This is a genomic window from Providencia sp. PROV040 (assembly GCF_032706145.1).
In the GTDB taxonomy this organism is placed as follows: domain Bacteria; phylum Pseudomonadota; class Gammaproteobacteria; order Enterobacterales; family Enterobacteriaceae; genus Providencia; species Providencia hangzhouensis.
In genome coordinates, this window is sequence record NZ_CP120530.1 from 355,372 (window position 1) to 379,705 (window position 24,334).

Here is a 24,334-nt window from a genome sequence, read left to right on the forward strand (position 1 = left end):
GATAACTTTGCAATAAAACCTTATTTACGTTAAGACTAATATTATAAGTATTTTGATTTTAAAAAGTTAAAAGGGAGTTATTGATGAGAGCACTCATAGTTTATACGGAATTAACCGATGACGACTCCGTTATTAGCCATGCCGTAGCAAGACTCGCCAGTGAACTTAATGATGAGCACGTAGAAACCGTGATCATTCGTAATTTTGAAGATGGAATGGCATACATTCGGTCAAATACCAGCATTGACTGCTTGTTATATGGCCGTGATATGTCAGACAAGCAAGAACAAACTCAGGCACATCAGTTAATTACCCAACTTCACCGTAGGCAAGAAGATGTCCCCGTATTTTTATTAAGTGATCGTGAAGAAGCTTTGACGGCATTCGACCGCAAAATGATGGAACAAGTCGATGAATTTGCATGGATTTTAGAAGACTCCGCAGATTTTATTGCAGGTCGTGTCCTTGCCGCGATCATCCGCTACCGCGCCAATTTACTGCCCCCTTTGATGAAAAGTTTGATTAAATACAGTGATGTACATGAATATTCATGGGCAGCACCGGGGCATCAAGGTGGTGTTGGGTTCACCAAAACTCCCGCAGGTCGCATTTATCATGATTTCTTTGGTGAAAACTTATTTCGGACGGATATCGGTATTGAGCGGGTTGCTGTGGGTTCACTGTTAGACCATACCGGCGCATTTGGTGAGTGTGAAAGGAATGCTGCGCGTATATTTGGTGCTGACCAATCTTACTCCGTGGTTGTGGGAACATCGGGTTCGAACCGAACGATTATGCAAGCTTGTATGACAGATGATGATGTTGTTGTGATTGACCGTAACTGCCACAAATCTATTGAGCAAGGTTTGATCTTAACAGGGGCAAAACCGGTTTATATGACACCAAGCCGTAATCGTTATGGCATCATTGGCCCGATTTATCCTCAAGAAATGACACCCGAAGCGATTACTGAAAAAATCGCTAAAAATCCATTAACTTCGGATAAAATAGGCAAACGTCCTGCATATAGCGTCGTAACCAACTGTACTTACGATGGCGTGTGCTATCACGCACGTAAAGTACAGGATTTGCTGGATGAATCATTGGATAGAATCCATTTTGATGAGGCATGGTACGGCTACGCACGCTTTAACCCTATCTATCGCGACCACTTTGCGATGCGTGATGACCCTAGAAAAGACGATGAGCCCACCGTTTTTGCAACTCACTCTACGCACAAATTATTGAATGCACTTTCACAAGCTTCATTTATCCACATTCGAAATGGCCGTAATGCGATTGATTTTAATCGTTTTAACCAAGCCTATCATATGCATGCGACTACTTCGCCGCTATATGCAATTTGTGCCTCAAATGATATTGCCGCAGACATGATGGATGGTAATAGTGGGCGTTCACTCACTGATGAAGTCATCCGTGAAGCTATCGACTTCCGTCAATCACTGGGCTACCTATACAAAGAATTTATCAATGACGATGAGTGGTTTTTCAAACCATGGAATCAAGAAATGGTGAAAGACCCAGCAACAGGTAAGCGCTATGCTTTTGAAGATGCGCCTGTTGAACTGTTGATGAAAGAGCAAAGCTGCTGGGTGATGAACCCTGAAGATAAATGGCATGGTTTTAAAGATATCCCTGAAAATTGGGCGATGCTTGACCCGATTAAGGTGAGTATTTTGTCGCCGGGAATGGGAGATGACGGTAAATTACTGGATAGCGGCGTCCCAGCCGCGTTAGTCACGGCATGGTTAAACCACTATGGTATTGTACCAACCCGCACGACTGATTTCCAAATTATGTTCTTGTTTTCTATGGGGATCACAAAAGGAAAATGGGGAACCCTGGTCAATGCGTTGCTGTCGTTTAAGCGCCATTATGACAACAATACGGCACTGAAAAAAGTATTACCTGAAGTGGTTGAAGCGTCTCCTGAGATCTATGGCGAGATGGGGCTACGTGATTTAGGCAATAAAATGTTTGTGTATCTACAAAAAAATAACCCAGGTGGCCAGTTAAATCAGGCTTATGAGCAACTCCCCGCCGTGATGATGAGCCCACGCGATGCCTATCAAGAAATTGTTGCTAACCGCGTTGAGGCGGTTCCTTTAGATAAACTAGCCGGACGTATTGCGGCTAACTCGATTATTCCCTATCCACCGGGTATTCCTATGTTGTTATCAGGTGAAAGTTTTGGCGATAAAAATAGCCCGCATATCGGCTATTTGCATAGTCTTCAAGCATGGGATAGCGAATTTCCGGGTTTTGAACATGAAACCGAAGGTACTGAAATTATTGATGGCCAGTATTATGTGATGTGTGTGAAAGAATAAGATTCAGTAATGATAAAAACGAAAAGCTATCAAAAGATAGCTTTTCGTGATTTTAATGGATTGTGATGTTTTATAACGAATTAATTTAATTCAAATTCACTGGTCATGGTTTCTAACTGCTCTTGCAGTTCCATCCACTCCATTTCCACATCTTCAAGAGCCGCTTTGTGTTCAGTTTGTTTTTTCAAACATTCCGTCAATTCGGCTTTTTTATCTTGTTCGTAAATGGTGGCATCAGAAAGTTTTGCTTCTAGCTCATTTAGGGCATTCGAGTGCTTATCCATTTGCTTTTCCAATTCTGTGATTTTTTTGCGGATCGGTTGAGTCAGTTGGCGGAACTCCGCTTCACGACGTTTTTGGTCTTTTCTATCTTGTGCCGTCACCGTTGCAGCGGCTGCTGGCTTGTCTTTTTCTTGTTGATCACGCGCTTGCTGTAATTCGAGCTTATTTTGCTCTGCCAGCCATTGTTGGTAATCTTCTAAATCACCATCAAACTGCTCTACAGTACCGCCGTGGACCAAATACAGTTCATCGGTAGTGGTGCGCAGTAAATGCCTATCATGGGAAACGACAACTAAAGCACCTTCGAAGGCCATTAAGGCTTCAGTAAGCGCTTGTCGCATATCTAAGTCCAAGTGGTTGGTTGGTTCATCGAGCAGCAGTAAATTAGGGCGTTGCCAGACGATTAATGCGAGAACTAAGCGCGCTTTTTCCCCACCAGAGAAACGACCGCTTGGGTCAGTCACTTGGTCGCCTTTGAAGCCAAAACCACCTAAATAGTCACGTAACTGCTGCTCAGTTTGCTCTGGTGCAAGGCGGGCAAGATGCTGCAAAGGTGACTCTTCAGGGTGTAAATATTCTAATTGGTGCTGGGCGAAATAACCAAGTTTGATACCTTTGGCGAGGGAAATTTCCCCCTGTAACGGTGGCAAATCGCCCGCTAACATCTTAATTAATGTGGATTTACCTGCACCATTTCGGCCTAATAATCCAATACGTGAGCCTGGTACTAAGTTCAGCTTGATGGATTGTAAGATGACTTTTTCACCATAGCCTGCGCTGACTTTTTCCATTTTTAATAATGGATTCGGTAAGCTTTCTGGTTTACGGAATGAAAAATGGAATGGGTTATCCACATGAGCTGGGGCAACCATTTCCATTCTTTCAAGCATCTTAATACGGCTTTGTGCTTGTTTGGCTTTGGTGGCTTGCACTCTAAAGCGGTCAATATAACTTTGTAAATGCGCCGCTTTGGCTTGTTGGCTTTCATATAACGCTTGCTGTTGAGCGAGCTTTGTTGCGCGTTGGCGTTCAAATGACGAGTAGTTACCCGTGTATTCAAACATCGTTTCTTGTTCGATATGCAAGACTTTATCAATAATCGGGTCGAGGAAATCCCTATCATGGGAAATCAAAATCAGGGTGCCTTGGTAGCTTTTCAACCATTTTTCTAACCAAATTACTGCATCTAAATCAAGGTGGTTGGTCGGCTCATCGAGCAGCAACAAATCTGAGCGGCATAACAAAGCCTGCGCCAAGTTCAAACGCATTCGCCATCCACCGGAAAATGATTTTACAGGGGAGTCTAGCTGTGCTTGGCTGAAACCTAAACCATGTAGCAAACTGGATGCGCGAGAACGGATAGTCCATGCATCAATGGCATCAAGTTGCCCATGAACCACAGCAATGGCATGGCCGTCATTTTTTTCATTGGCTTGTTGAAGTTTTTGTTCTAAGGCTCGGAACTCGCGATCACCATCAATCACATACTCAAGAGCGGGCACATCAAGCGCAGGGGTTTCTTGGTTCACCCATGCCATGGACCAATTGCTTGGAAAGGTTGCAGAACCTGCTTCAGCTTGTAATTCGCCTTTTAATAACGCAAGAAGCGTCGATTTACCGCAGCCGTTTTTACCCACTAAACCAACTTTTTGGCCGGGGTTAATAGTCGCAGTGGCATTGTCCAGTAGGACACGAACACCTCGGCGAATTTGGAGTGAAGAGAAAACAATCATAGCAACCGTCTATTAAAAATATGTTAGATTATCAACGTATATACTCTAAATAATTTACGGTGCTGTTAGGCGACAAGCACATGAGTCGCTAGGAGCCTAATTAAGTAGGTGACTAGTGCGAATGCGCGTAGCCAACAACACAGCAACGTGAAGTATGACGAGTATAGCAGGCTGCATGGTAACGGAAAATGTTCCGTCTGACACGCCTTTGAGGAGGGAAAGATGTCAAATACACCGAAAGTGCTGGTGGTCTACGCTCACCCGGACCCCGACGAATCGATGGCTAATAAGGCGTTATTGGAGGCAGTGCGTGATTTTGACCATGTGACTGTACACGATTTATACGCAATTTATCCAGATTATTTTATTGATGTAACTGCGGAACAAAAATTACTGTGCCAGCACGATATCATTGTTTTTCAACATCCTCTCTATACATATAGTTGCCCTGCGTTGCTGAAAGAGTGGTTTGACCGCGTGTTAACCCGCCGTTTTGCGACCGATGTAGGGTACCAAAAATTAAAAGGCAAATACTGGCGTTCTGTGATTACCACAGGCGAGCCTGTTCACGCTTATCAATATGATGGATATAACCATTATCCACTTACAGAAATACTTCGCCCATTTGAATTGACCGCATTAATGTGTGATATGCAGTGGCTGGAACCAACCATTATTTATGCAGCACGTCGGCAGCCTAAAGAACGATTTGAACAGATTATCGATGACTACCGCCAATGGATGCAACAGCCGCTAGGTGCGGGAGGGTTATCCTAATGTCAGAACTAGGGCTATTTGAATCCGTTATCATCTTCCTCTGCGCAGGGGTAGTCATGGTACCTATTGCACAAAAAATCCGCTTAGGTGCTGTACTGGGGTATTTGCTTGCCGGGATCATGATTGGGCCATTTGTTTTTGGCTTTATTCGTAATGTTGATGATATTTTGCACTTCTCCGAAATGGGAGTGGTGTTCCTGATGTTTCTCATCGGGTTAGAGCTAAAACCTTCTAAATTATGGGAGCTTAGGCGCTCGATTTTCGGTGTAGGTACGCTTCAAGTGGTTGTCACTGCGGCTATCATGGCGTCACTGTTGTTTTTAGCCAAATTTTCTTGGCAAGCTGCCATTGTTGGTGGATTAGGAATGGCGATGTCATCAACGGCAATGGCACTTCAGTTGATGAACGAAAAAGGGATGTCCAACAAAGAAAGCGGGCAACTTGGTTTTTCTGTTTTGTTATTCCAAGATATGGCAGTTATCCCGATTATGGCGCTGATCCCATTGCTAGCTGGGGACTCAGCAACCAGTGATTGGCAAAAGATTGGTTTGAAGATAGTGGCGTTCGCAGGTTTATGGGTAGTTGGCCGCTATTTATTACGGCCGATGTTCAGGCTTGCCGCTAAATCTGGCGTTCATGAAATTTTTACGGCTGCAGCATTGTTGGTGGTATTAGGTTCCGCACTCATTATGGAAAGCCTTGGGTTTTCTATGGCTCTGGGAACCTTTATGGCAGGGGTCATGTTAGCGGAAACAGAGTTCCGCCATGAGCTGGAAATTAATATCGAACCGTTTAAAGGTCTGCTACTGGGGCTATTTTTTATCTCAGTAGGTATGTCATTGAATTTAGATGTGTTGTGGGCCTATTTACCACAAGTATTGATTGCTGTTGCAGTATTAGTCGCAGTTAAAGCGTTAGTGCTTTACGGACTGAGTTTAGCCGCTAGGCTTCGAAATGGAGCAAGAGCTCAATTTTCCGGGGTGCTTAGCCAAGGTGGTGAATTTGCTTTTGTGATCTATGCAACTGCTTTTGGTGCAAGTGTGATAAATGAACGGCAGATGGACTTATTACTGGTAGTTGTCACACTTTCGATGATGACTACTCCACTTGTGATGCAGTTGATAGATGCCTATTTAAACTACCGTTATAATCAACAACCAGCCTCGAGTGAAAAACCGTTTGTAGAAGACAATGACCCACATGTTATTTTGGTCGGTTTTGGTCGCATGGGGCAGGTGGTTGGCCGCTTATTAATGGCGAATAAGGTTAAAATTACAGTACTAGAACAAGATGTTACAGCGATTAGTACCATGCGCCGCTACGGCTATACGGTCTATTACGGTGATGCACGTGAACTGCAATTATTGCGCTCAGCAGGAGCCGATAAAGCAAAATCTATCGTCATCACCAGTGATGTGCCTGAAGAAGTGATGGAAATTGTGCAAATTTGCCAAGAAAATTTCCCTAACTTACATATTATTGCACGTGCTAAAGGTCGCCTTGAGGCCCATGAGCTATTACAAAGTGGAGTGACTGATTTTAGCCGTGAAACATTCTCGAGCGCACTTGAATTAGGAAGCAAAGCGCTTGTTAGCACAGGGATGCATCCTCATAAAGCTTATCGCGCGAAGCAGCATTTTCGCCGTTTAGACATGAAAATGCTTAGAGATATTTACCCAGAGAATGAAAATAGTGACAGCGGGCAAATTTCACGCATTAAAGAGGCACGTCGTGAACTTAATGAACTCTTTGAGAAAGAAATGCAAAGAGAACATCGGCAGCCTCATAGCTGGAATAATGAACAATAAGGGTTAGAAATGGCTTCAACACGTAAACGCTTTATTGCCGGGGCGACGTGCCCTAAGTGCAAGTCACAAGACACATTAATGATGTGGCGTGAAGATAAAATTGATGTTGTCGAGTGTGTCAATTGTGGCGATCAGCAACGCCAAGCAGGGGATGAAGCAACGGGACATGTTAGGCAAAAAGAGCAGGTTATTGGAATTTTTACACCTGAATAATAGAAATTTGTCAATTCTCAATACATCACTATAGTTTTTCGGTACAATTGGCAAAAATTTTTCCCTTACGGGTAGTAGGAGATGTCATGAAAGTAGCAAAAGACTTGGTGGTCAGCTTGGCTTATCAAGTAAGAACAGAAGACGGTGTTTTAGTTGATGAGTCGCCAGCAAGCGCGCCAATGGACTATTTGCATGGTCGTGGGTCTTTAATTTCAGGTTTAGAAAAAGCATTAGAAGGTCGCTCTGTCGGCGAAAACTTCGATGTTGAAGTCGCTTCAGACGATGCATATGGCCAATACGATGACAACTTAGTTCAACGTGTTCCTAAAGATGTATTTATGGGCGTTGATGAGCTAGAAGTCGGCATGCGTTTCTTAGCTGACACTGACATGGGCCCAGTTCCTGTTGAAATTACAGGTATCGAAGGTGATGAAGTTATCGTTGACGGTAACCACATGTTAGCAGGTCAAAACCTGAAATTTAATGTTGAAATCATGGCTATCCGTGAAGCAACAGAAGAAGAAATCGCACATGGCCACGTCCATGGTGCAGGTGGTCACGACCATGACCACGACCATGAAGGTGGTTGCTGTGGCGGTCATAACCACGGTTCAGAAGGCGGTTGCTGCGGTGGCGGTGAAGGTCACGGACACGGTCACAAACAAGGCGGCTGCGGCTGCCACTAATACCTCGTATTAGTGTTTGTAAAAAAAAGGAAGCGAAAGCTTCCTTTTTTTCATTTAAAATCAATGGGTTCGCATTTTAAATTAATAATGTGGTGGCGGCGTTTCTTCTTCAGGCCTTGCTAAGTGAGAATCTTGGGATGATTTCAGCCTTTCAGCTACAATGCGTAAATGTTCCTGCAGACGGCTCATTTGCATTTGTTGGTCAGTAATAACCTGGTTTAGTTGTTCAATCGCCAGTTCTTGAAAGGCAACTTTACTTTCTAAAAGTTCTAAGCGTTGTTCAAATGTATCAGATGAGTCCATATTCGACTCTCCTTAAGCGTTTATATCGTAATTAAACCATCATAATAACTGAACATTACAAATCAATAGATAAGTTTTAGTTAAAGATATAGGCGACGAAACGACTTTTTGTTAATGTGGTCTCAGTAGTTATTATATTTTTTTAATACTCAATGGGGTAACGGGGTCTAAACTTAAAGAGCCCTACCCATAAAACGAATAGTTCGCTATTCGAATATAATCGAATAAAAGTTATCGGAGACTAGGATGAAATCACTGTTTAAGGCAAGCCTTTTAGCAACTACGCTAGCATTTACTTTTGCTGCTCCGCAAGTGATGGCAGCGGAAGCCAAAGCACAAAGCAGCGCATTCAAAAACGCAGAAGAGCGTAATGCGTATGCACTGGGTGCGTCTTTAGGCCGCTACATGCAGAATTCTTTAGAAGAACAAAAAACAATTGGTATTAATTTGGATAAGGCTCAATTACTCGCTGGTGTCCAAGATGCATTTAACGGCAAAAGCAAAATGACCGATGCAGAAGTTGAAGAAACATTGCGTCAGTTTGAAGGTCAAGTCAAAGAAGCTGCCGACAAAAAAATGAAAGAAGAATCAGCCAATAATGAGAAAAAAGGCGCTGAGTACCGCGAAAAATACGCGAAAGAAAAAGGCGTTGTTAAAACTAAATCAGGCTTACTGTACAAAATTGAAAAAGACGGTACAGGGGCGAAACCTAAAGCAGATGAAACCGTTGTAGTTCACTACAAAGGTTCTTTGATTGACGGTACTGAATTCGACAGCTCATATTCACGTAATGAGCCACTGACAATTCCATTAAATTCAGTTATTAAAGGCTGGACTGAAGGTTTAGTTAACCTGAAAAAAGGCGGCAAAATGCAGTTGGTTATCCCAGCTGAATTAGCTTACGGCGAAAATGGCGTGCCGGGTATCCCAGCAAATTCAACATTAGTCTTTGATGTTGAGTTATTAGACATCAAGCCTGCTGCTAAATAAGTCCTCACTAAGCATTAGCTAAGTGTATTTTGATGCCCAATGCATTCATGCCTTGGGCTTTTTTATATTTCTCATCAAAAAAACTCTCAAATTGTTTAAAACTTGTGATAAAACAGACTGTCTTGCATTCATTCGCTTGACGGCAACGCCGTGGAGTTTTAACTTCAGAAGACTCTATTTTATTTTTTATCATCACAATTGTTGGCTACAAACAAAGTAATGAAGGCCAAATAGTCGAATAATGAACGCCTTTTTAGTCAACAGGATGAGTTTTTACATTAGAAGGATGATGTTGAAATGTCTGATTCTATACAATCACACGACCTCAGCGATATTAACATATTGGATAACCAACCTTTTTCTGAGACAGACCATGAGATTTTAAAATCGTATGAAGCTGCTGTGGATGGTCTGGCAATGCTAATCGGTGGGCACTGTGAAATTGTTCTTCACTCTTTAGAGGACCTAAACTGCTCTGCAGTCAGAATCGCAAATGGCCAGCACACTGGGCGTAAAATCGGCTCACCGATTACAGACCTAGCGTTGAGAATGCTGCATGATATGGCAGACGAAGAATCGAATGTCTCGAAGGCTTATTTTACGAAAGCGAAAAGCGGTGATTTAATGAAATCCGTTACTATTGCTATTCGTAACCGTAAGCAACGTGTGATTGGCTTGTTATGTATCAATATGAACTTAGATGTGCCGTTCTCTGAAATTATTCAATCGTTTGTTCCAGAAACTAAGCAAGAAGTTACTTCAGATGTAAACTTTGCCTCTTCAGTTGATGACCTTGTCGCACAAACATTGGAGTACACAATTGAAGAAGTTGGCGGTGATCGTAATGTCTCAAATAATGCGAAAAACAAGCAAGTAGTTCTTAACCTATATGAAAAAGGTATTTTCGATATTAAAGATGCCATTAACCAAGTTGCTGACCGTTTGAACATTTCTAAACACACCGTTTATTTATACATTCGTCAATTCAAGAGCGGTGAATGAGTAATACAAATTCGTTAACCTACTGCTTAGTTGTGACAGGCCCTGCTTATGGTACACAACAAGCAGCGAGTGCGTATCAATTTGCAAAAGCCCTTCTTGAAGAAGGGCATATATTGAAAACACTCTTTTTTTATCGTGAAGGGGTTTTTAATGCGAACCAGCTTACGTCACCGGCAACAGATGAATTTAATTTAGTTTCAGCTTGGCAGGAACTGGCAAAACAATCTGGGTGCGAAATGCATATCTGTGTTTCTGCCGCATTGCGTCGGGGGGTTGTTGACCAAGAACAAGCGCAAAGTTTATCACTTCCAACGGCTAACCTTGCTGAGGGCTTTATCATGAGTGGGTTAGGAAGCCTTGCGGAAGCGATGATAACCACAGACCGGACAATTCAATTCTAAGAACAGCTCAATACAAGGTACCGTGTGAAAAAAATAGCTTTTGTCTTTACAACCATGCCCCATGGAAATGCCAGTGGCCGAGAAGGGTTAGATGCATTATTAGCAACTTCAGCACTGACAGAAGACATTCAGGTGTTTTTTCTCTCTGATGGCGTTTATCAGCTTCTAGCAAACCAACATCCCGCTGAAGTGCTTGCTCGAGATTACATCGTAACATTTAAAATATTGCCGTTATATGACATTGAAAAAGTTTATCTCTGCGGCTCTTCGCTACAAGAACGGGGGCTGGGAGAGCATTGTGAATGGGTTTTAACACCAACAATTCTTAGCAAGAAAGAGGTAAGCGCTAAAATAGCGGAATGTGATGTGGTGCTTAATTTTTAATCCATTGTGTGAATTTTGAGCTTGGGTTGTTTTTTGATCTATAGTAGGATCTTTTCTATGCTGTATACATTAGCAACATCTCCGTTTAAATGTGATTTTTCTACAATGGTAGGCTTTATTACGGCTGAAGATGTCGTTTTACTGATGCAAGATGGCGTGGTTGCGGCAGTCGCACAGTCGCCTTATCTTGTTGCACTACAAAAAACAGGGGCGCAGTTGTACGCTTTGGATGTAGACATCAATGCTCGTGGGTTGCAAAATACCCTATCAACCGCAGTTTCTGTAATCACATATCAAGGTTTTGTGAAGCTAACAGAAGTCCAAAAACAACATTTTGCCATATAAAGGCACTAAAAGTTGTATATTTCTTGACACCTGAGCCAGTCAGCAATAAAATTTCGCGTCCTCGTGTATCGTCATGTTGGCGAACGGGGTCAAAATCCGTGTTTACGAAGCAATAAAACCAGGAGCTTTTTTAATAATGGCAACTATTAATCAGCTGGTACGCAAATCTCGTAGCTCGAAAGTTGTTAAAAGCAACGTTCCAGCACTGGAAGCTTGCCCGCAAAAACGTGGCGTATGTACTCGTGTATATACTACCACTCCTAAGAAACCAAACTCAGCATTACGTAAAGTATGCCGTGTTCGTTTAACTAACGGTTTCGAAGTTTCTTCCTACATCGGTGGTGAAGGCCACAACTTGCAGGAGCACTCCGTTATCCTTATCCGTGGTGGTCGTGTTAAAGACTTACCAGGTGTGCGTTATCACACCGTTCGCGGCGCACTGGACTGTTCTGGTGTTAAAGACCGTAAGCAAGCTCGTTCTAAATACGGCGCGAAAAAACCTAAGGCTTAATGGATTTCCGTTAAGTAAGGCCAAACATTTTAATCTTAATGTCAAAATACTCTCGTAGAGTTTTGGACAAACCTGAATTAACAACGGAGTCATATCCATGCCACGTCGTCGCGTAATAGGTCAACGTAAAATTCTTCCAGATCCTAAGTTCGGATCAGAATTACTGGCCAAATTTGTAAATATCCTGATGGTAGACGGGAAAAAATCTACTGCTGAAGCAATCGTATATAACGCACTTGAAACCCTTGCTCAGCGTTCTGGTAAAACTGAACTTGATGCATTCGAATTAGCACTAGATAACGTGCGTCCGACTGTGGAAGTTAAATCCCGCCGTGTTGGTGGTTCAACTTACCAAGTTCCAGTTGAAGTTCGCCCGGTTCGTCGTAATGCCCTGGCAATGCGTTGGATCGTTGATGCTGCTCGTAAACGCGGTGATAAATCTATGGCGCTTCGCCTGGCAAATGAATTATCAGACGCTGCTGAGAACAAAGGTTCCGCTGTTAAGAAACGTGAAGACGTTCACCGTATGGCAGAAGCTAACAAGGCGTTCGCACACTACCGTTGGTAAGTTTCTTACCCACATTAGTGATGTATCTCAGGGTAGCCATTTGCTACCCTTTATATGAAGCATTGAACGCCCACGAGAGAGGAAAAAATGGCCCGTCAAACGCCCATAGCACGTTATCGTAATATCGGTATCAGTGCACACATCGACGCCGGTAAAACCACAACTTCTGAACGTATTCTGTTCTATACTGGTGTAAACCATAAAATTGGTGAAACTCACGAAGGTTCTGCAACAATGGACTGGATGGAGCAGGAGCAAGAGCGTGGTATTACTATCACATCTGCTGCGACTACTGCATTCTGGTCTGGTATGGCAAAACAGTATGAGCCACACCGTATCAACATCATCGACACCCCGGGACACGTTGACTTCACTATCGAAGTAGAACGTTCTATGCGTGTTCTTGATGGCGCAGTAATGGTTTACTGTGCAGTTGGTGGTGTTCAGCCACAGTCTGAAACTGTATGGCGTCAGGCTAACAAATATAAAGTTCCACGTATCGCGTTCGTTAACAAAATGGACCGTATGGGTGCGAACTTCTTACGTGTTGTTGAGCAATTAAAATCACGTTTAGCTGCTAACGCAGTTCCACTGCAATTACCAGTCGGCGCAGAAGAGTCGTTCACTGGTGTTGTTGACTTGCTGAAAATGAAAGCAATCAAGTGGAGTGATGAAGACCAGGGCGTTACCTTCGAATACGAAGATATCCCTGCGAACATGCAAGAAGCTGCTGAAGAGTGGCACAACAACCTGATCGAAACCGCAGCAGAAGCATCAGAAGAACTGATGGAAAAATATCTGGGCGGTGAAGAACTGACTGAAGCAGAAATTAAAGCTGCATTACGTCAACGTGTTCTTGCAAGCGAAATTATCCTGGTTACCTGTGGTTCTGCATTTAAGAACAAAGGTGTTCAGGCGATGCTGGATGCAGTTGTTGATTACTTACCTGCGCCAACAGATGTACCTGCAATTAATGGTATTCTGGACGATGGTAAAGACACTCCTGCAGAGCGTCACGCAAGTGATGATGAGCCATTCTCATCATTAGCATTTAAAATTGCAACCGACCCATTCGTTGGTAACTTGACGTTCTTCCGTGTTTACTCTGGTGTTGTTAACTCAGGTGACACAGTACTGAACGCAGTTAAAGCGAAGAAAGAGCGTTTTGGCCGTATCGTACAGATGCACGCTAACAAACGTGAAGAGATTAAAGAAGTTCGCGCTGGTGACATCGCGGCTGCTATCGGTCTGAAAGACGTAACTACAGGTGATACTTTATGTGCAGTTGATGCACCAATCATCCTGGAGCGTATGGAATTCCCAGAGCCAGTAATCTCTGTTGCAATCGAACCGAAAACTAAAGCTGACCAAGAAAAAATGGGTATCGCATTAGGCCGTTTGGCTCAAGAAGACCCATCATTCCGCGTATCAAGTGATGAAGAGACTAATCAGACTATCATCGCTGGTATGGGTGAGCTGCACTTAGACGTTCTGGTTGACCGTATGCGTCGTGAATTTAAAGTTGAAGCGAACGTTGGTAAACCTCAAGTTGCTTACCGTGAAGCAATCACTATGAAAGTGACTGATATCGAAGGTAAACACGCGAAACAGTCTGGTGGTCGTGGTCAGTACGGTCATGTCGTTATCGATATGTTCCCTCTGGACAAAAACGATAAAGACGGTGTTCCAATGGATTACGAATTTGCCAACGACATCAAAGGTGGTGTAATTCCTACTGAATACATCCCTGCCGTTGACAAAGGTATCCAAGAGCAGCTGAAATCTGGCCCATTAGCTGGTTACCCGGTTGTTAACATGGGTGTTCGTTTACATTTCGGTTCTTACCATGATGTTGACTCCTCTGAATTGGCGTTTAAACTTGCGGCTTCAATCGCGTTTAAAGATGGCTTCAAAAAAGCTAAACCAGTTCTGCTTGAGCCAATCATGAAAGTTGAAGTGGAAACACCAGAAGACTACATGGGTGATGTTATTGGTGACCTGAACCGTCGTCGTGGTATGATTGAAGGTATGGATGACCTGCCTACTGGTAAAGTCGTTCGTGCACAAGTACCATTGTCAGAAATGTTCGGTTATGCTACTGACCTGCGTTCTCAGACACAAGGTCGTGCTTCATACTCTATGGAGTTCCTGAAGTACAATGAAGCACCAAACAACGTTGCACAAGCTGTAATCGAAGCTCGTAACGCTAAATAATCGATTTTTATCGGTTAACTACTTTAATTTAAGTTCCTTCTTTATCGTGAAGAGGGAACTCCATAAGGAATAGAGTCGTGTCTAAAGAAAAATTTGAACGTTCAAAACCGCACGTTAACGTTGGTACTATCGGCCACGTTGACCACGGTAAAACTACTCTGACAGCAGCTATCACTACTGTTCTGGCTAAAACTTACGGCGGTTCTGCTCGCGCATTCGACCAAATCGATAACGCACCAGAAGAAAAAGCGCGTGGTATCACCATCTCTACTTCACACGTAGAATACGATACTCCAACTCGCCACTACGCACACGTAGACTGCCCAGGACACGCCGACTATGTTAAAAACATGATCACTGGTGCTGCTCAGATGGACGGTGCAATTCTGGTTGTTGCTGCGACAGATGGCCCAATGCCACAAACTCGTGAGCACATCCTGTTAGGTCGTCAGGTTGGTGTTCCTTACATCATCGTTTTCCTGAACAAATGTGACATGGTAGACGACGAAGAGCTGTTAGAATTAGTCGAAATGGAAGTTCGTGAACTTCTGTCTCAATACGATTTCCCAGGCGACGACACACCAGTTGTTCGTGGTTCAGCTCTGAAAGCGCTGGAAGGCAACCCAGAGTGGGAAGCGAAAATTGTTGAATTAGCAGGCCACCTGGATACTTACATTCCAGAACCAGAGCGTGCAATTGACAAGCCATTCCTGCTGCCAATCGAAGACGTATTCTCAATCTCAGGTCGTGGTACAGTAGTAACAGGCCGTGTTGAGCGTGGTATCATCAAAGTTGGTGAAGAAGTTGAAATCGTTGGTATTCAAGACACGGTTAAAACAACTTGTACTGGCGTTGAAATGTTCCGTAAACTGTTAGACGAAGGTCGTGCAGGTGAGAACGTTGGTGTTCTGCTGCGTGGTACTAAGCGTGAAGAAATTCAACGTGGTCAAGTACTGGCGAAACCAGGTTCAATCAAGCCACACACTAAATTTGAATCAGAAGTTTATATTCTGAGCAAAGATGAAGGTGGTCGTCATACTCCATTCTTCAAAGGTTACCGTCCACAGTTCTACTTCCGTACAACTGACGTAACAGGTACTATCGAACTGCCAGAAGGCGTAGAGATGGTAATGCCAGGTGATAACATCAACATGATCGTTACCCTGATCCACCCAATCGCGATGGACGACGGTTTACGTTTCGCAATCCGTGAAGGTGGCCGTACTGTAGGTGCGGGTGTTGTTGCAAAAATTATTGCATAATACCGCTCTTTCTGAATAAGAAAGAACCACTTAGTAAAAAAGGGCGTCTAATAGACGTCCTTTTTATACGTTGCAAAATTCAGACGTTGCAAAATTAAGAACCTATCTCATCAATCATTTGTATAATTATTGGTGAGATAGGCTCTGAAACAACGAATTGATAACTGTGCGGGCTACTTTGCGCAGTTATATGAGATTTATTAAGGTTTTGCTCGGAAGATATGGTATATTTTACTGCTGCCACAAAAAGAAAGTCACTTTCTTGATTGGTGTAGTTAAAAAATTTACTGGGCATGCTGAAATTCCTGCAAAATGGAATAGCACTTGTGAAATGGGTAGCACTTGTAAAGTGATAGTACTGACGTACACGTAGTACTTGCGAAATAAAATGTTACTGCAACTTGTTATTTTTGCAGAACGAATAACGCTAATTACCTCCATTAACAAGGCTAATTACTTTTTAGATCGCAGGTGATGCTATTGATATCCCTATCAAATTTTTGCAGGCTTAGTTTGTAGTAATTGAGGGATATGTTGGCATATTCTATTGGTTTGGCTTGGTTGGCTTACCTTTGTAAACAAGCAAGCTTTGTACATACTTCATGGTAACAGGTTGAATTATGAGTGCGAATAGCGAAGCTCAAGGAAGTGGACGCAGTGCAGACATCTTCAAGTGGATCATTGTCTGTGCCTTATTAATAATTGCTATTGTTGGTAATTATTACTTCCGTCAATATAATCTCGCGCTGCGTGCTTTTGCAGTTGTGGCTGTTGTCGCTATTGCAGGTGCTGTCGCTTTATGGACCACAAAAGGTAAAGCAACACTGGCGTTTGCACGCGAAGCCCGCGTCGAGATGAGAAAAGTCATTTGGCCTACTCGCCAGGAAACATTACAAACTACTTTAATTGTTGCTGCAGTAACGGCTGTAATGTCATTAATACTGTGGGGACTAGATGGTATCCTGGTGCGTTTAGTTTCATTTATTACAAGCCTGAGGTTATTCTAAATGTCCGATTCACCTAAAAAGCGCTGGTATGTCATTCAGGCATTCTCTGGTTTTGAAGGTCGCGTAGCACAATCTTTACGTGAACATATCAAATTACATGCTATGGAAGATTCTTTTGGCGAAGTTATGGTTCCAACAGAAGAAGTTGTTGAAATCCGTAGCGGTCAGCGCCGTAAGAGTGAACGTAAATTCTTCCCAGGCTATGTCTTAGTCCAAATGGTCATGAATGATGACTCTTGGCACTTAGTGCGTAGTGTACCGCGTGTAATGGGGTTCATTGGCGGGACGTCAGATCGTCCAGCGCCAATTAGCGATAAAGAAGTTGATGCTATCATGAACCGCTTACAACAAGTTGGTGATAAACCACGTCCGAAAACACTGTTTGAACCGGGTGAAATGGTTCGTGTTAGCGAAGGTCCGTTTGCTGACTTTAACGGTGTGGTTGAAGAAATTGATTATGAAAAGAGCCGCTTGAAAGTCTCTGTTTCTATCTTCGGTCGTGCAACTCCAGTCGAATTGGATTTTGGTCAGGTAGAAAAAGCCTAATCTAAACGACAAAACTGACTTGCAAAAGGCGTGAAATTTGACTACAATTTCGCGCCTTTTGTTTTTATGTTCGGCGCAAATTAATGTGCGGGGCATGTTTAATGTAACGGGGAGCCTTGCAAACCGTAAGGCGCTATCACCCATCTAGAGGAAATATCATGGCTAAGAAAGTTCAAGCCTACGTTAAGCTGCAAGTTGCAGCTGGTATGGCGAACCCAAGTCCACCGGTTGGTCCAGCACTGGGTCAACAAGGTGTTAACATCATGGAATTCTGTAAAGCGTTCAACGCAAAAACAGACAGCCTGGAAAAAGGTTTACCAATTCCTGTTGTTATTACTGTTTACGCAGACCGTTCTTTCACTTTCGTTACCAAAACTCCACCTGCAGCAGTTCTGCTGAAAAAAGCAGCTGGCGTTAAGTCTGGTTCAGGTAAGCCGAACAAAGACAAAGTTGGTAAAGTGACCTCTGCTCAGATTCGCGAAATCGCTGAAACTAAAGCTGCGGACATGACTGGTGCTGATGTTGACGCAATGATGCGTTCAATTGAAGGTACTGCTCGTTCCATGGGCCTGGTAGTGGAGGACTAAGACAATGGCTAAACTGACTAAGCGCATGCGCAATATCCGTGAAAAAGTTGATGCAACTAAACAGTATGACATCAATGAAGCCGTTGCACTGCTGAAAGAATTAGCAACTGCTAAATTCGTAGAAAGCGTTGACGTAGCTATCAACCTGGGCATCGATGCTCGTAAATCTGACCAAAACGTTCGCGGTGCAACTGTGCTGCCACACGGTACTGGCCGTTCAGTTCGCGTTGCTGTGTTCGCACAAGGCGCAAACGCTGAAGCTGCTAAAGCTGCAGGTGCTGAACTGGTAGGTATGGAAGATCTGGCTGATAAAATCAAAGCTGGTGAAATGGACTTTGACGTTGTTATTGCTTCTCCAGATGCAATGCGCGTTGTTGGCCAATTAGGTCAAGTTTTAGGCCCACGTGGTCTGATGCCAAACCCGAAAGTTGGTACTGTAACTCCAAACGTTGCTGAAGCAGTTAACAATGCTAAAGCAGGTCAGGTTCGTTACCGTAATGACAAAAACGGAATCATCCACACCACTATCGGTAAAGTTGATTTCGACGCTAACAAACTGAAAGAAAACTTAGAAGCACTGCTGATCGCGCTGAAAAAAGCAAAACCAGCTTCTGCTAAAGGTGTTTTCATCAAGAAAGTTAGCCTGTCCACCACTATGGGTGCAGGTGTTGCTGTTGACCAAGCTGGTTTGTCAGCGACAGTTTAATTGCCATAGCTTCGGCTAATTGGTAATTAGGCTTTACCTTTGCGTCAAATTTGTATAAAATTTGACGCCTTGAGTTTGTTGGGTACACAAAATGTATCCAACAAACCACGAATTTCGGTATGGAGTCTGGCCTTTCCAGACCCCGTCCAAGACCGCAGGTGTGGTTTATTAGTTATAATAGCTACTTAATTTACCTGCGTAGACGGTGACAGAGATACCTAGAATTTAATTCTGGATTCTATTCTGCTCACCGTGTTTTAGCGCTCTTACATAATGTTGTGTTTGAGTGATGTGAGTCCCGGGTTTTCCCGGTTAATCCAGGAGCAAGAAGCTAATGGCACTAAATCTTCAAGACAAACAAGCGATTGTTGCTGAAGTCAGCGAAGTAGCCAAAGGCGCGCTTTCTGCAGTTGTTGCTGATTCACGCGGCGTAACTGTAGCAAAAATGACTGAACTGCGTAAAGCAGGTCGCGAAGCAGGCGTTTATATCCGTGTTGTTCGTAACACACTGATCCGTCGTGCTGTTGAAGGTACTTCTTACGATGTACTGAAAGACGTGTTTGTCGGTCCAACCTTAATTGCTTTCTCTAACGAACACCCGGGCGCTGGCGCTCGTCTGTTCAAAGAGTTCGCGAAAGCGAATCCAGCATTTGAGATTAAAGCTGCGGCCTTTGAAGGTGAGTTAATCCAAGCGAAAGATATCGATCGTCTGGCAACTCTCCCAACTTACGATGAAGCAATCGCACGCCTGATGTCAACCATGAAAGAAGCCGCTGCCGGCAAATTGGTTCGTACTCTGGCTGCTCTGCGCGATCAGAAAGAAGCTGCATAAGCCCTTTCCTTCGTTGCTTTTTAACGTATAAACTATTTCTGAATTTTAGGAACACTTGTTATGTCTATCACTAAAGACCAAATCCTTGATGCAGTTGCAGAAATGTCTGTAATGGACGTTGTTGAACTGATTACTATGATGGAAGAAAAATTCGGCGTTTCTGCTGCTGCAGCTGTTGCTGTTGCTGCGGGCCCAGCTGAAGCTGCTGAAGAAAAAACTGAATTCGACGTTGTACTGTCAGCTGTTGGCGGTAACAAAGTTGCAGTTATCAAAGCAGTTCGTGGCGCAACCGGTCTTGGCCTGAAAGAAGCTAAAGATATGGTAGAGTCTGCTCCAGCGACCATCAAAGAAGGCGCGAGCAAAGACGAAGCTGAAGCTCTGAAAAAATCTCTTGAAGAAGCAGGCGCTTCTGTTGAACTTAAATAAGTTCAATTGCAAGAACGCAGCCTAATCTAATTAGGCTGACGGCTGGTGATTTTTTAATCACCAGCCTTTTTGCGCTGTAAAGCGTGATGGGTGTTAACAGCTTTTCACGCAGTTTTAATGTTAACAACAACCCTCCAATACTTCTTTCTATTGACGACTTAATATACTGTGTTCTTCGCTACGACCCGCTCGGGTAGCTCGGTAGCAATGGCAACGCAATGAAATGATTTAAGAGTAATAGCAATGAGTATTAAGGAAAGTATTCATTTTCCGTTTCTTATAAAAAAACGCGTTGCGGTTCAGTCTCTTATACTAAGAGCTAACCACTTGGGTCACTGATCAACGAGCTGAGGAAACCTATGGTTTACTCCTATACCGAGAAAAAACGTATCCGTAAGGACTTTGGTAAGCGTCCACAAGTTTTGGACATACCTTATCTCCTTTCTATCCAACTTGACTCGTTCCAGAAGTTTATCGAGCAAGATCCAGATGGCCAGAATGGGCTGGAAGCAGCTTTCCGTTCTGTGTTTCCAATTCAGAGCTACAGCGGTAATGCTGAATTACAATATGTCAGCTATCGTTTAGGCGAGCCTGTTTTTGATGTTAAAGAATGTCAAATTCGCGGTGTAACTTACTCTGCGCCTTTACGTGTGAAATTGCGTCTCATCGTTTATGAGCGTGAAGCACCGGAAGGAACTGTTAAAGACATCAAAGAACAAGAAGTCTACATGGGTGAAATTCCACTCATGACTGAAAACGGAACTTTCGTTATCAACGGTACTGAGCGTGTTATCGTTTCTCAGTTACACCGTAGTCCTGGTGTATTCTTCGACAGCGATAAAGGTAAAACACACTCTTCAGGTAAAGTGCTATATAACGCACGTATTATCCCTTACCGTGGTTCATGGCTTGATTTCGAATTTGACCCGAAAGATAACCTGTTTGTACGTATTGACCGTCGCCGTAAATTACCTGCGACCATTATTCTGCGTGCAATGGATTACAATACCGAAGAAATCTTAAATCTGTTCTTCGAAAAAACTGTATTCCAAATCCGTGATAATAAACTGATGATGACGCTGGTTCCTGAGCGTTTACGTGGTGAGACAGCTTCATTTGATATCGAAGCGAACGGTAAAGTCTATGTAGAAAAAGGCCGCCGTATCACTGCACGTCACATTCGTCAGTTAGAAAAAGAAGAAGTGAATAGCATCGAAGTTCCTGTTGAATATATCGCAGGTAAAGTCGTTGCTAGAGACTATATTGATGAAAGTACCGGTGAGCTGATTTGTGCAGCGAACATGGAACTTTCTTTAGATATGTTGGCACGTCTGAGCCAGTCTGGTCATAAAACAATCGAAACATTGTTTACCAATGACTTAGACCACGGTGCTTACATTTCTGAAACCGTTCGTGTCGACCCAACTAACGATCGTCTGAGTGCATTGGTAGAAATCTACCGCATGATGCGTCCTGGTGAGCCACCAACCCGTGAAGCCGCTGAAAACCTGTTTGATAACTTATTCTTCTCTGAAGATCGTTACGACTTGTCTGCAGTAGGTCGCATGAAGTTCAACCGTTCACTGAACCGTGAAGAAATCGAAGGTTCAGGTATCCTGAGTGAAGAAGACATCATTGATGTTATGCGTAAACTCATCGATATCCGTAACGGTAAAGGCGAAGTGGATGATATCGACCACTTAGGTAACCGTCGTATTCGTTCCGTTGGTGAAATGGCAGAGAACCAATTCCGTGTCGGTCTGGTTCGTGTTGAGCGTGCAGTGAAAGAGCGTCTTTCTCTGGGCGACCTCGATGCATTAATGCCACAAGATATGATCAACGCGAAACCAATTTCAGCCGCAGTTAAAGAGTTCTTTGGTTCCAGCCAGCTGTCCCAATTTATGGACCAGAACAACCCGCTGTCTGAAATTACGCACAAGCGTCGTATCTCTGCGTTAGGCCCAGGTGGTCTGACTCGTGAGCGTGCGGGCTTCGAAGTACGTGACGTTCACCCAACTCACTACGGTCGCGTTTGTCCAATCGAAACGCCTGAAGGTCCAAACATCGGTCTGATCAACTCATTATCTGTTTATGCACAGACCAATGAGTACGGTTTCTTAGAAACCCCATACCGTTTAGTCCGCGATGGCTTAGTAACAGACGAAATCCATTATTTGTCTGCAATTGAAGAAGGTAACTTCATCATTGCTCAGGCAAACACCGTTTTAGGTGATGATGGTAGCTTTGTTGAAGAACTGATTACTTGCCGTAACAAAGGTGAATCAAGCTTATTCAGCCGTGAACAGGTTGAATATATGGACGTTTCGACTCAACAGGTTGTTTCTGTTGGTGCGTCACTGATCCCATTCCTTGAACACGATGACGCCAACCGTGCATTGATGGGTGCGAACATGCAACGTCAAGCGGTTCCTACTTTACGTGCCGACAAACCATTAGTTGGTACAGGTATGGAACGTGCAGTAGCGGTTGACTCTGGTGTTACTGCTGTTGCAAGACGTGGTGGTTCGGTTCAGTACGTTGATGCTTCTCGTATCGTTATCAAAGTTAACGAAGATGAGATGTACCCAGGCGAAGCTGGAATCGATATTTATAACCTGACTAAATATACCCGTTCTAACCAGAACACCTGTATTAGCCAGATGCCTTGTGTATCTTTAGGTGAACCTGTTGAACGTGGTGACGTGTTAGCGGATGGTCCTTCAACAGACCTCGGCGAATTAGCACTTGGTCAAAACATGCGCGTGGCATTCATGCCATGGAATGGTTATAACTTCGAAGACTCCATCTTAGTTTCTGAGCGTGTTGTTCAAGAAGACCGTTTTACAACTATTCATATTCAAGAGCTCTCTTGTGTGTCTCGTGACACTAAACTAGGGCCTGAAGAAATCACTGCAGATATTCCAAACGTCGGTGAAGCTGCTCTGTCTAAACTTGACGAATCCGGTATCGTGTATATTGGTGCGGAAGTGAAAGGCGGCGACATTCTGGTTGGTAAAGTAACACCTAAAGGTGAAACTCAACTGACTCCAGAAGAGAAACTGTTACGTGCTATCTTCGGTGAAAAAGCATCAGACGTTAAAGACTCTTCTTTACGTGTTCCTAACGGTGTATCTGGTACGGTTATTGACGTACAAGTATTTACCCGTGACGGTGTAGAGAAAGACAAACGTGCATTAGAGATCGAAGAAACTCAGTTACGTGATGCGAAGAAAGACTTAACAGAAGAGCTGCGTATTTTCGAAGCTGGCCTGTTTGCACGTATCCGTTCTGTACTGGTTAACGGCGGAATTGAAGCTGAAAAACTGGACAAACTGCCTCGCGACCGTTGGTTAGAGTTATCTTTAGCAGACGAAGAGAAGCAAAACCAGTTAGAGCAATTAGCTGAACAGTATGACGAACTGAAATCTGAGTTCGAGAAAAAACTCGATGCAAAACGTCGTAAAATTACTCAAGGTGATGACTTAGCACCGGGTGTACTGAAAATTGTTAAGGTTTATCTGGCTGTTAAACGTCAGATCCAACCGGGTGATAAAATGGCGGGTCGCCATGGTAACAAAGGTGTTATCTCAAAAATCAACCCAGTTGAAGACATGCCTTACGATGAAAACGGTAACCCAGTTGATATCGTTCTGAACCCGCTGGGCGTACCATCACGTATGAACATCGGTCAGATTTTGGAAACCCACTTAGGGATGGCAGCGAAAGGTATTGGTGAGAAAATCAATGCTATGCTTAAACAGCAAGAAGAAGTTGCCAAACTGCGTGAGTTTATCCAAAAAGCATACGATTTAGGTGATGATCCACGCCAGAAAGTTGATTTGAACACTTTCACTGACGAAGAAGTTATGCGTTTGGCTGAGAACCTGAAAAAAGGTATGCCAATTGCAACACCAGTATTTGATGGTGCGAAAGAGAAAGAAATCAAAGAACTGCTGAAACTGGGCGGTCTGCCGACTTCAGGTCAGATTACATTATTCGATGGTCGTACTGGCGAGCGTTTTGAGCGTCAAGTTACTGTCGGCTACATGTACATGCTGAAACTGAACCACTTGGTTGACGATAAGATGCACGCCCGTTCAACAGGTTCTTACAGCTTGGTTACTCAGCAACCGCTGGGTGGTAAAGCGCAGTTCGGTGGTCAGCGTTTCGGGGAGATGGAAGTGTGGGCACTGGAAGCATACGGTGCAGCCTATACTCTTCAAGAAATGCTTACAGTTAAATCGGATGACGTTAACGGCCGTACGAAGATGTATAAAAACATCGTCGATGGTAGCCATCAGATGGAACCTGGTATGCCGGAATCTTTCAACGTATTGCTGAAAGAAATCCGTTCACTGGGTATTAACATCGAGCTGGAAGACGAGTAATTCGTTTTATGC

At 43.6% G+C, this 24,334-nt stretch carries 24 protein-coding genes; 21 read left to right on the forward strand and 3 right to left on the reverse strand.

Going from position 1 to position 24,334, the window contains the following annotated elements; translation table 11 throughout:
- Positions 1-83 precede the first annotated feature (83 nt).
- Entirely contained in the window at positions 84-2,351 is a 2,268-nt protein-coding gene (adiA, locus tag P3L40_RS01590; RefSeq protein ID WP_136135502.1) for an arginine decarboxylase, read from the forward strand.
- An 80-nt stretch (positions 2,352-2,431) separates the two neighbouring features.
- Here the strand turns inward: adiA and P3L40_RS01595 are convergent, their stop codons facing one another.
- Positions 2,432-4,366: an ABC transporter ATP-binding protein gene (locus tag P3L40_RS01595; protein WP_136135503.1), complete on the reverse strand. Its 1,935-nt coding sequence runs from the start codon at positions 4,364-4,366 to the stop codon at positions 2,432-2,434.
- A gap of 222 nt (positions 4,367-4,588) precedes the next feature.
- On the opposite strand from P3L40_RS01595, the gene kefG reads away from it, so the two are divergent.
- The 4 genes from kefG to slyD all read left to right on the forward strand — a co-directional run bounded on the left by kefG (position 4,589) and on the right by slyD (position 7,850).
- The gene (gene kefG, locus P3L40_RS01600) at positions 4,589-5,143 is read left to right on the forward strand and encodes a glutathione-regulated potassium-efflux system ancillary protein KefG (RefSeq protein WP_136135504.1); all 555 of its coding nucleotides are present in this window, start codon (positions 4,589-4,591) and stop codon (positions 5,141-5,143) included.
- Positions 5,143-6,951 (forward strand): glutathione-regulated potassium-efflux system protein KefB, encoded by a 1,809-nt coding sequence (gene kefB, locus P3L40_RS01605; RefSeq protein ID WP_004262513.1) that lies wholly within the window; start codon positions 5,143-5,145, stop codon positions 6,949-6,951. Before kefG ends, kefB begins: the two co-directional genes overlap by 1 nt.
- A 9-nt stretch (positions 6,952-6,960) precedes the next feature.
- Positions 6,961-7,164 carry a YheV family putative zinc ribbon protein gene (locus P3L40_RS01610; RefSeq protein ID WP_004262510.1) on the forward strand — a complete coding sequence of 68 codons (204 nt, stop codon included), beginning with the start codon at positions 6,961-6,963 and terminating at the stop codon, positions 7,162-7,164.
- A gap of 86 nt (positions 7,165-7,250) precedes the next feature.
- Positions 7,251-7,850 carry a peptidylprolyl isomerase gene (slyD, locus tag P3L40_RS01615; RefSeq protein WP_196732431.1) on the forward strand — a complete coding sequence of 200 codons (600 nt, stop codon included), beginning with the start codon at positions 7,251-7,253 and terminating at the stop codon, positions 7,848-7,850.
- Positions 7,851-7,931: 81 nt separating this feature from the next.
- Here slyD and P3L40_RS01620 read toward each other — a convergent pair whose 3' ends face one another.
- Entirely contained in the window at positions 7,932-8,153 is a 222-nt protein-coding gene (locus tag P3L40_RS01620; protein WP_004262507.1) for a SlyX family protein, read from the reverse strand.
- Positions 8,154-8,399: 246 nt separating this feature from the next.
- Here P3L40_RS01620 and fkpA point away from each other — a divergent pair, with 246 nt between their 5' ends.
- The 9 genes from fkpA to tuf all read left to right on the forward strand — a co-directional run bounded on the left by fkpA (position 8,400) and on the right by tuf (position 15,830).
- Positions 8,400-9,143, forward strand: a complete 744-nt coding sequence (gene fkpA, locus P3L40_RS01625) for an FKBP-type peptidyl-prolyl cis-trans isomerase (protein ID WP_004262506.1) — start codon at positions 8,400-8,402, stop codon at positions 9,141-9,143.
- 297 nt (positions 9,144-9,440) lie between these two features.
- Positions 9,441-10,145, forward strand: a complete 705-nt coding sequence (locus tag P3L40_RS01630; RefSeq protein ID WP_004262503.1) for a transcriptional regulator — start codon at positions 9,441-9,443, stop codon at positions 10,143-10,145.
- A complete protein-coding gene (tusD, locus tag P3L40_RS01635; RefSeq protein WP_115166426.1) occupies positions 10,142-10,546 on the forward strand; it encodes a sulfurtransferase complex subunit TusD in 405 nt (134 codons plus the stop codon). The genes P3L40_RS01630 and tusD overlap by 4 nt, the downstream gene beginning before the upstream one ends.
- A 24-nt stretch (positions 10,547-10,570) precedes the next feature.
- Entirely contained in the window at positions 10,571-10,930 is a 360-nt protein-coding gene (tusC, locus tag P3L40_RS01640) for a sulfurtransferase complex subunit TusC (RefSeq protein WP_004262499.1), read from the forward strand.
- A gap of 57 nt (positions 10,931-10,987) precedes the next feature.
- A complete protein-coding gene (tusB, locus tag P3L40_RS01645) occupies positions 10,988-11,275 on the forward strand; it encodes a sulfurtransferase complex subunit TusB (RefSeq protein WP_036958589.1) in 288 nt (95 codons plus the stop codon).
- A gap of 136 nt (positions 11,276-11,411) precedes the next feature.
- Positions 11,412-11,786: a 30S ribosomal protein S12 gene (rpsL, locus tag P3L40_RS01650; protein WP_004265905.1), complete on the forward strand. Its 375-nt coding sequence runs from the start codon at positions 11,412-11,414 to the stop codon at positions 11,784-11,786.
- A 97-nt stretch (positions 11,787-11,883) separates the two neighbouring features.
- Positions 11,884-12,354 (forward strand): 30S ribosomal protein S7, encoded by a 471-nt coding sequence (gene rpsG, locus P3L40_RS01655; RefSeq protein ID WP_004262486.1) that lies wholly within the window; start codon positions 11,884-11,886, stop codon positions 12,352-12,354.
- Positions 12,355-12,441: 87 nt separating this feature from the next.
- Positions 12,442-14,568: an elongation factor G gene (fusA, locus tag P3L40_RS01660; RefSeq protein WP_004262483.1), complete on the forward strand. Its 2,127-nt coding sequence runs from the start codon at positions 12,442-12,444 to the stop codon at positions 14,566-14,568.
- 77 nt (positions 14,569-14,645) lie between these two features.
- Complete coding sequence (gene tuf, locus P3L40_RS01665; RefSeq protein WP_004264373.1) at positions 14,646-15,830, forward strand: elongation factor Tu; 1,185 nt, start codon at positions 14,646-14,648, stop codon at positions 15,828-15,830.
- Positions 15,831-15,924: 94 nt separating this feature from the next.
- On the opposite strand, the gene P3L40_RS01670 is transcribed toward tuf, so the two are convergent.
- The gene (locus P3L40_RS01670) at positions 15,925-16,125 is read right to left on the reverse strand and encodes a hypothetical protein (protein ID WP_036958857.1); all 201 of its coding nucleotides are present in this window, start codon (positions 16,123-16,125) and stop codon (positions 15,925-15,927) included.
- A gap of 325 nt (positions 16,126-16,450) precedes the next feature.
- On the opposite strand from P3L40_RS01670, the gene secE reads away from it, so the two are divergent.
- The 7 genes from secE (at position 16,451) to rpoB (ending at position 24,322) form a co-directional block, all read left to right on the forward strand.
- Complete coding sequence (secE, locus tag P3L40_RS01675; protein ID WP_004264377.1) at positions 16,451-16,837, forward strand: preprotein translocase subunit SecE; 387 nt, start codon at positions 16,451-16,453, stop codon at positions 16,835-16,837.
- Positions 16,838-17,383 carry a transcription termination/antitermination protein NusG gene (gene nusG, locus P3L40_RS01680; protein ID WP_004264378.1) on the forward strand — a complete coding sequence of 182 codons (546 nt, stop codon included), beginning with the start codon at positions 16,838-16,840 and terminating at the stop codon, positions 17,381-17,383. It abuts the gene before it with no gap.
- Positions 17,384-17,541: 158 nt separating this feature from the next.
- Entirely contained in the window at positions 17,542-17,970 is a 429-nt protein-coding gene (rplK, locus tag P3L40_RS01685) for a 50S ribosomal protein L11 (protein ID WP_004264379.1), read from the forward strand.
- A gap of 4 nt (positions 17,971-17,974) precedes the next feature.
- The gene (gene rplA / locus P3L40_RS01690) at positions 17,975-18,676 is read left to right on the forward strand and encodes a 50S ribosomal protein L1 (protein ID WP_004264380.1); all 702 of its coding nucleotides are present in this window, start codon (positions 17,975-17,977) and stop codon (positions 18,674-18,676) included.
- Positions 18,677-19,010: 334 nt separating this feature from the next.
- Complete coding sequence (gene rplJ / locus P3L40_RS01695; protein WP_004264381.1) at positions 19,011-19,508, forward strand: 50S ribosomal protein L10; 498 nt, start codon at positions 19,011-19,013, stop codon at positions 19,506-19,508.
- 60 nt (positions 19,509-19,568) lie between these two features.
- Complete coding sequence (gene rplL / locus P3L40_RS01700) at positions 19,569-19,934, forward strand: 50S ribosomal protein L7/L12 (RefSeq protein ID WP_004264384.1); 366 nt, start codon at positions 19,569-19,571, stop codon at positions 19,932-19,934.
- Positions 19,935-20,293: 359 nt separating this feature from the next.
- Entirely contained in the window at positions 20,294-24,322 is a 4,029-nt protein-coding gene (gene rpoB, locus P3L40_RS01705; RefSeq protein WP_004264386.1) for a DNA-directed RNA polymerase subunit beta, read from the forward strand.
- Positions 24,323-24,334: the final 12 nt, after the last annotated feature.

Excerpts from the sequence above, each read along its gene's own strand:
- adiA (WP_136135502.1), top strand. The coding sequence starts at position 84 with ATGAGAGCACTCATAGTTTATACGGAATTAACCGATGACGACTCCGTT.
- P3L40_RS01595 (WP_136135503.1), bottom strand. The coding sequence starts at position 4,366 with ATGATTGTTTTCTCTTCACTCCAAATTCGCCGAGGTGTTCGTGTCCTA.
- kefG (WP_136135504.1), top strand. The coding sequence starts at position 4,589 with ATGTCAAATACACCGAAAGTGCTGGTGGTCTACGCTCACCCGGACCCC.
- kefB (WP_004262513.1), top strand. The coding sequence starts at position 5,143 with ATGTCAGAACTAGGGCTATTTGAATCCGTTATCATCTTCCTCTGCGCA.
- P3L40_RS01610 (WP_004262510.1), top strand. The coding sequence starts at position 6,961 with ATGGCTTCAACACGTAAACGCTTTATTGCCGGGGCGACGTGCCCTAAG.
- slyD (WP_196732431.1), top strand. The coding sequence starts at position 7,251 with ATGAAAGTAGCAAAAGACTTGGTGGTCAGCTTGGCTTATCAAGTAAGA.
- P3L40_RS01620 (WP_004262507.1), bottom strand. The coding sequence starts at position 8,153 with ATGGACTCATCTGATACATTTGAACAACGCTTAGAACTTTTAGAAAGT.
- fkpA (WP_004262506.1), top strand. The coding sequence starts at position 8,400 with ATGAAATCACTGTTTAAGGCAAGCCTTTTAGCAACTACGCTAGCATTT.
- P3L40_RS01630 (WP_004262503.1), top strand. The coding sequence starts at position 9,441 with ATGTCTGATTCTATACAATCACACGACCTCAGCGATATTAACATATTG.
- tusD (WP_115166426.1), top strand. The coding sequence starts at position 10,142 with ATGAGTAATACAAATTCGTTAACCTACTGCTTAGTTGTGACAGGCCCT.
- tusB (WP_036958589.1), top strand. The coding sequence starts at position 10,988 with ATGCTGTATACATTAGCAACATCTCCGTTTAAATGTGATTTTTCTACA.
- rpsL (WP_004265905.1), top strand. The coding sequence starts at position 11,412 with ATGGCAACTATTAATCAGCTGGTACGCAAATCTCGTAGCTCGAAAGTT.
- rpsG (WP_004262486.1), top strand. The coding sequence starts at position 11,884 with ATGCCACGTCGTCGCGTAATAGGTCAACGTAAAATTCTTCCAGATCCT.
- fusA (WP_004262483.1), top strand. The coding sequence starts at position 12,442 with ATGGCCCGTCAAACGCCCATAGCACGTTATCGTAATATCGGTATCAGT.
- P3L40_RS01670 (WP_036958857.1), bottom strand. The coding sequence starts at position 16,125 with ATGCCCAGTAAATTTTTTAACTACACCAATCAAGAAAGTGACTTTCTT.
- secE (WP_004264377.1), top strand. The coding sequence starts at position 16,451 with ATGAGTGCGAATAGCGAAGCTCAAGGAAGTGGACGCAGTGCAGACATC.
- nusG (WP_004264378.1), top strand. The coding sequence starts at position 16,838 with ATGTCCGATTCACCTAAAAAGCGCTGGTATGTCATTCAGGCATTCTCT.
- rplK (WP_004264379.1), top strand. The coding sequence starts at position 17,542 with ATGGCTAAGAAAGTTCAAGCCTACGTTAAGCTGCAAGTTGCAGCTGGT.
- rplA (WP_004264380.1), top strand. The coding sequence starts at position 17,975 with ATGGCTAAACTGACTAAGCGCATGCGCAATATCCGTGAAAAAGTTGAT.
- rplJ (WP_004264381.1), top strand. The coding sequence starts at position 19,011 with ATGGCACTAAATCTTCAAGACAAACAAGCGATTGTTGCTGAAGTCAGC.
- rplL (WP_004264384.1), top strand. The coding sequence starts at position 19,569 with ATGTCTATCACTAAAGACCAAATCCTTGATGCAGTTGCAGAAATGTCT.
- rpoB (WP_004264386.1), top strand. The coding sequence starts at position 20,294 with ATGGTTTACTCCTATACCGAGAAAAAACGTATCCGTAAGGACTTTGGT.